Origin of the sequence: Burkholderia sp. LMG 13014, from assembly GCF_905232215.1 — a bacterium.
Taxonomy (GTDB): domain Bacteria; phylum Pseudomonadota; class Gammaproteobacteria; order Burkholderiales; family Burkholderiaceae; genus Burkholderia.
In genome coordinates this window covers 1-6,434 of the sequence record NZ_CAJNKE010000339.1, presented here as the reverse complement: position 1 = coordinate 6,434, position 6,434 = coordinate 1, and the positions used below count along the sequence as shown (strand labels likewise).

Sequence of the window (6,434 nt, the reverse complement as noted above, 5' to 3'; positions counted from 1 at the left end):
CCCCGGCGGGGCGAACACGAGCAGCGGATAGTCGCGGTCGATCAGCTCCATCGGGCCGTGACGGACTTCGGCGCTCGAGAACGCCTCGGCCTGGATGCCGGACGTTTCCTTCAGCTTCAGCGCGGCTTCCTGCGCGATCGCGAGGCCCAGCCCGCGGCCGATCACGATCATCCGCTCGACACCCGCCAGCGCGGCTACGGCCGGCGACCAGTCGAGCTGGCCGGCTTGCGCGAGTACGTCGGGCAGACCGCACAGCGCGGTCGTCAGCTCGGCGTCGCGCTGCCAGTACGCGACGATCTGCGCGGACAGCGACAGCATCGCGATATAGCTCTTCGTCGCGGCCACCGACAGTTCGGGGCCGGCGAGCAACGGCAACTGGTGCTCGCACGCGTCGGCGAGCGGCGACGGCAGCACGTTCACGGCGGCGACGGTGCGCGCGCCGGCTTCGCGCAGCGCGGCCATCGTGTTGACGAGATCGGGGCTCTTGCCCGACTGGGAGAAGGCGATCGCGAGCTGGTCCTGCACCTTCAGCGGTGCCTGCTGCAGCGTGGCGACCGACATCGGCAGCGACGCGACCGGCACGCCTAGGCGGCTCATCGTCAGGCTCGCGAAATAGCTCGCGGCGTGATCCGAGCTGCCGCGCGCGACCGTCAGCGCGACGGCCGGCGGGTGATCGAGCAATTGACCGGCAAGCGCTTCGACGCGCGAGGTGTCGGCGATCTGCGCGGCGACGACCTGGGCGGACTCGCGCGCTTCCTTAAGCATATTCGACAATCGATTCTCCTTCGACGTAGGTCGCGGTGAGGTTCAGGTCGCGGTCGAACACCGCGAGGTCGGCCCATGCGCCGCGCTCGAGGCGGCCGCGATCGGTGACGCCGAGGTAGTCGGCCGCATAGCGCGACATCCGGTTCGACACGTCGGCGATCGGCAGGCCGAGCGACACGAGGTTGCGCAGCGCCTGGTCCATCGTCAGCGTGCTGCCGGCGAGCGTGCCGTCGGCGAGGCGCACGCCGCCGAGGCACTTCGTCACGTGCTGGCTGCCGAGCCGGTATTCGCCGTCGGGCATGCCGGTGGCGGACGTGCTGTCGGTCACGACGTACAGGCGCGGGATCGCACGCAGCGCAGCACGAATCGCGCCCGGGTGCACGTGCAGCAGGTCGGGAATGATTTCCGCGTATTCGGCATGCGCAAGCGCCGCGCCCACCAGGCCCGGGTTGCGGTGATGCAGCGGCGACATCGCGTTGAACAGGTGCGTGAATCCGCACGCGCCGTGCTTGAGCGCCGCCACCGCGTCGTCGTAGGTCGCGAGCGAATGGCCGAGCTGCACGCGCACGCCGCGCGCGGCCATCTCGCCGATGATCTCGATGTGGCCGGCGATTTCCGGCGCGAGCGTGACGACCCGGATCGGCGCGATCGACAGGTACTTCAGCACTTCGTCGAGCACGGCCGACACGGCCGCGTCGGGCTGCGCGCCGAGCTTGCCGGGGTTGATGTACGGGCCTTCGAGGTGCACGCCGAGCACGCGCGCGCCACCCGGCGTGCGGGTGCGCGCGACGCTGCCGAGGTTGCCGACGACTTTCATCAGTTCGTCGCGCGGCGCGGTCATCGTCGTCGCGAGCAGGCTCGTCGTGCCGAATTGCGCGTGCGTACGGGCGATCGTCTCGATCGCGTCGCCGCCTTCCATCACGTCGGCACCGCCACCGCCGTGCACGTGCAGGTCGATGAAGCCGGGCAGGATGTAAGGCGCGTCGTTCTTCGCGGGATCGACGGGCTTGCCGTCGAGGGTCGTAATGCGGCCGTTCTCGCTATCGAGCGAACCGTGAATCCAGCCGTCGGGGGTAAGGATGTTTCCAGTCAGCATGACGTTCTCTTGATGATCTGGTGACGCGGGCATCCGCGTCGTGATTTGCAAATTCGTGTCGTTACTTCACGCTTGCCGCGCGCGGGCAGTCTCGCGCGTCAGCGTTTCAGTTCGGCGACGAAGTCGTAGTAGTCGTCGCGGCAATACGTTTCACTCACTTCGATCGCGCGCTGGTCGGCACCATAGCCGATCCGCGTGATCACCAGCAGCGCCGAGCCCGGCTTCACTGCCATCCATTTCGCGATCGCGTGGGTCGCATTCGCCGCGCGAAAGTGCTGCAGCGCGCGCACGACCGTCATCCCGCGCGCTTCGAGGTATTCGTACAGCGACGCGCCGAGCACCTGCGGATCGGGCACCACCGCGGCCGGCAGCGTCGAGTGCTCGACGGCCATCACGATGCCGTCCGCGCGGCGCAGCCGTTCGAGCCGCGCCACCGTCGCGCCGGGCGCGAGGCCGAGACGCGTGATCTCGTCGCGGTTGGCGGCGCGCAGCGTGCGCGACAGCCACACCGAATCGGGCACGAAGCCACGCTGCTGCATCTTCGCGGTGAAGCCGACGAGACGCGACAGCGGATCGGCAACGCGCGGCGTGATGAAGCTGCCCGCCCCGCGCGCCCGCTTGATCAGCCCCTGCTCGACCAGCAGTGCGAGTGCGCGACGGGCCGTGATCCGCGACACGCCGACCGACATCGACAGCAGCCGCTCCGACGGCAGCGCCTCGCCGGCCCGCCACGCGCCGGCGTGAATCGCGCTCGCCAGGTTGCGGGCGAGCTGCAGATAAAGCGGCGTGTCGCTGAGGGGATCGGGCGCCAGTTCGGACCAGCCGGTTTCCATGTGCCTCCGGGTGTCGGACGACGACCGCAGGCCGTCGAAAGTGAGGGCATTATATAACCACAATAATACCAGTCAACGAACTGGTATTAGCGGTGCCGAAATCGCTGGAAGCCTTGCCCGGCAAGCGTTTTAGTACCCACAAACCCTTTGTTTACAACGAAGTACAGGATAGGGATTTACCCGGATTGGTATGCAAGGGGACAGTTCCAGTGCGCGGTCAGGCCAGATTTTGGGCGCGAATATGAGACCTGAATAGAACCAGTTGAGCCGACTGGTATGCACGGATGGCGGCAGGCGCGCCGCCCCCGCAACGATGCGTCAGTGGAATTCGCGGCTCGACGTGCGCAGGCCGCCGAGCAGCGGCGTCAGATCCTCGAAGTGCTGCACGACGAGGTGCCGCACGTCGCTCGCGACCTGCCACACACCGGACGCGGCGAGCAAACGCGAATCGAGGGTTTCGCGGCGCTGCCGCGCGAGCAACTCGGGCCGGACGATCAGGTTCACGCAGCCCGTTTCGTCCTCGAGCGTCATGAACATCACGCCTTTCGCGGTGCCCGGCATCTGCCGCGCGGTCACGAGCCCGCACGCACGCGCGAGCCGGCCGTCGGGGCGGTCGTGCAGTTCGGCCGCGGACGACAGCCGCCGCGCGCGCAGCTCGGGGCGCAGCAGCGCGACCGGGTGGCGGTTCAGCGTGAGGCCGGTGGTGTGATAGTCGGCGAGGATATCGTCGGCTTCCGACGGCGCGCCGAGCGCGGGCCTCTCGGGTTCGTCGATCGGCGCGGTCGCGAGCAGGTCGCGTTCGGGGGCTGCTGCAACCGCTTGCCACAACGCATCGCGACGATGGCCGGCGAGCGTTGCAAGCGCGTTCGCGGCGGCGAGCGCTTCGAGATCGCGGCGTTCGAGTTGAGCGCGGCGCGCGAGGGTATCGACGTTGTCGAAGGGGCCGGCCGCCGTGCGTGCGGCTTCGATGCGGCGCGCCGCGGCTTCGCCGAGACCGCGCACGAGCGACAGGCCGAGCCGCACGGCCGGCTGGCCATCAGGAGGCGGCTGGTCGGGCAGCGCTTCGAGCGATGCTTCCCAGTTGCTTTGCGTCACGTCGATCGGCAGCACCTGCACGCCGTGGCGCTTCGCGTCCTGCACGAGTTGCGACGGCGGGTAGAAACCCATCGGCTGGCTGTTCAGCAGCGCGGCGAGGAAGATCGCCGGTTCGTGGCATTTGAGCCAGCTGCTGGCGTACGCGAGTTTCGCGAAGCTGGCTGCGTGGCTTTCGGGGAAACCGTAATCGCCGAAGCCCTTGATCTGCTCGAAGATCTGTTCGGCGAAGTCGGGTGGATAGTCGCGCTCGCGCATCCCGTCGACGATCTTGCGGTGATATTGCTCGAGATTGCCCTTGCGCTTCCACGCGGCCATCGCGCGGCGCAGTTCATCAGCCTCGCCAGGCGTGAAGCCTGCCGCGATCATCGCGATCTGCATCACCTGTTCCTGGAAGATCGGCACGCCGTACGTACGTTCGAGTGCCGGCTTCAAGTCCTCCTTCGGATAACTGACCTTTTCGATGCCCTGGCGCCGCTTCAGATAGGGGTGCACGGCCCCGCCCTGGATCGGCCCCGGCCGCACGATCGCAACCTCGATCACCAGATCGTAGTAAGTCCGCGGGCGCAGGCGCGGCAACATCGACATCTGCGCGCGCGATTCGATCTGGAACACGCCGACCGTATCGGCACGACAGATCATGTCGTAGGTCGCCTTGTCATCCTGCGGAATGTGCTTCAGCGTGAACGGCTCACCATCCGGCTCCGGCGGCCCGCGCCACGCGGTACGCATGTCGAATGCGCGATGCAGCGCCGACAGCATGCCGAGCGCGAGCACGTCGACCTTCATCAGCCCGAGCGCTTCGAGATCGTCCTTGTCCCACTGGATCACGCGCCGCCCGTCCATCGCCGCGTTCTCGACCGGCACGAGCCGCGTGAGCTTGCCGCGGCTGATCACGAAACCGCCCGAGTGCTGCGACAGATGGCGCGGGAAGTTCAGCAGCCGCGCGGCGAGCCGGGCCCACGCCAGGATGAGCGGCGTCTCGGGATCGAGCCCGATCGTCGAGAATTGCTGCAGCAGGTCGCGGCTGCCATCGAACCAGCGATGCGCTTTCGCGACGCGATCGACCAGCATCGGATCGACGCCGAGCGCCTTGCCGGTTTCGCGCAGCACGCCACGCGGGCGATAGGTCGATACGGCGGCGGCGAGTGCGGCGCGGTTGTGCCCGTATTTTTCGTAGATATGCTGGATCACTTCTTCCCGACGCTGATGCTCGAAGTCGACATCGATGTCGGGCGGCTCGCCTCGCTCCACGCTGATGAAGCGTTCGAACAGCATCGTGCTCTGCTCGGGATTCACCTCGGTGATGCCGAGACAGAAGCAGACGACCGAGTTCGCCGCCGAGCCGCGACCCTGGCACAGGATGTTCTGGCTGCGCGCGTATTTGACGATGTCGTAGACGGTCAGGAAGAACGGCTCGTAGCTCAGTTGTGCGATCAGGCCGAGTTCATACCGGATCTGCTTCGACACCTTCTCCGGCACACCTTGCGGATAGCGTATGGCCGCCCCGGCCATGGTTTCCTGCTCCAGATAGCTCGTCGGCGTGAGCCCCTTCGGCACGATCTCGTCGGGATACTCGTAGCGCAGCGAGTCCAGCTTGAAATCGCACGTATCGAGAATCATGCAGGTCTCCTCGATCTCCGCCGGCGAATACAGATTCCCGATCCGGTTCCGCGCGCGCAAATGCTGTTCCGCATTCGGCGCAAGCGCATACCCGCATTCGGAGACCGGCATCCCGACGCGAATCGCCGTCATCACGTCCTGCAGTTCCTTGCACGAGCGCCGGTGCATCGTCACGTCGCCGAGCGCGACGATGCGCACGCCACGCCGCTCAGCCGCAGCACGAATCTCCTCGCGCTGCGCCCCGTCCAGCGCGCGCTGCAATTGCACGAGCCCGAGCCGTGCACGTTCGCCGAAGGTCGTGCGAAACCACGCGACCTGCGCATCGAGGACATCAGCACGCACCGGATACGTCGGCACGAGAATCGCGAAGCAGTCAGGCAGGCCGCGCAAATGCGCAAACTCGGCGGGCGGCGCCGACAGCATCCGCGACGTCAGCTTGTAAGTGCCCTTCGGTGACGCCATCCGCCGCCACGAAATCAGCTCGGACAGGTTGCCGTAGCCTTCACGATTCTGCGCAAGCAACACGAGCCCGAACGCGCCGGGGCCCGGATCGTGGCCGGGCGCGACTTCATCCGGCGTGACTTCGAAATACGAACCGATGACGAGCGGCAGCCCTTTCGCCTTCGCCGCGACATGCATGCGCGGTGCGCCGGCGAGCGAGCATTCGTCGGTGATCGCGATCCCGCGATAGCCGAGCTCGAACGCACGCTCGACCAGTTCTTCCGCATGCGACGCGCCATGCAGGAACGAAAAGTTCGAACGGCAGAACAACTCCGCGTAATCGGGCAGCCAGCTGAATTCCGCAACCATCGCCGCTCACCCGAACAGGCCGTGCAGGAACCAGCGCGGCTCGGCCTCGCTCCCCGCCCGCTCCTTGAACACCCAGTAGCACGCACCGGCCTCGTCCTGCGCGACGCAGTAATCGCGTGCCGCGAGCTGACCGTCGAACCACCCGGCCTCGATCCGCTCCACCGACGACATCATCCTCAGCGGCGTATGAAATACCGGCCGCTCCCCGCGCATCA

4 protein-coding genes and 1 pseudogene are annotated in these 6,434 nt (G+C 67.1%); all 5 read right to left on the bottom strand.

Annotated features, from left to right (window positions below):
• Positions 1 to 765 (bottom strand): SIS domain-containing protein (locus JYJ84_RS25320; protein WP_205189583.1); only part of this gene is annotated, 765 nt, incomplete at its 3' end.
• Entirely contained in the window at positions 758 to 1,861 is a 1,104-nt protein-coding gene (nagA, locus tag JYJ84_RS25315; RefSeq protein ID WP_041492962.1) for an N-acetylglucosamine-6-phosphate deacetylase, read from the bottom strand. The genes nagA and JYJ84_RS25320, both read right to left, overlap by 8 nt.
• Before the next feature lie 98 nt (positions 1,862 to 1,959).
• Positions 1,960 to 2,694, bottom strand: a complete 735-nt coding sequence (locus tag JYJ84_RS25310; RefSeq protein ID WP_122946318.1) for a GntR family transcriptional regulator — start codon at positions 2,692 to 2,694, stop codon at positions 1,960 to 1,962.
• A gap of 318 nt (positions 2,695 to 3,012) precedes the next feature.
• The gene (locus tag JYJ84_RS25305; protein WP_175221617.1) at positions 3,013 to 6,219 is read right to left on the bottom strand and encodes an error-prone DNA polymerase; all 3,207 of its coding nucleotides are present in this window, start codon (positions 6,217 to 6,219) and stop codon (positions 3,013 to 3,015) included.
• Positions 6,220 to 6,225: 6 nt separating this feature from the next.
• Positions 6,226 to 6,434: pseudogene (locus JYJ84_RS25300) on the bottom strand (DNA polymerase Y family protein); the annotation flags it as partial.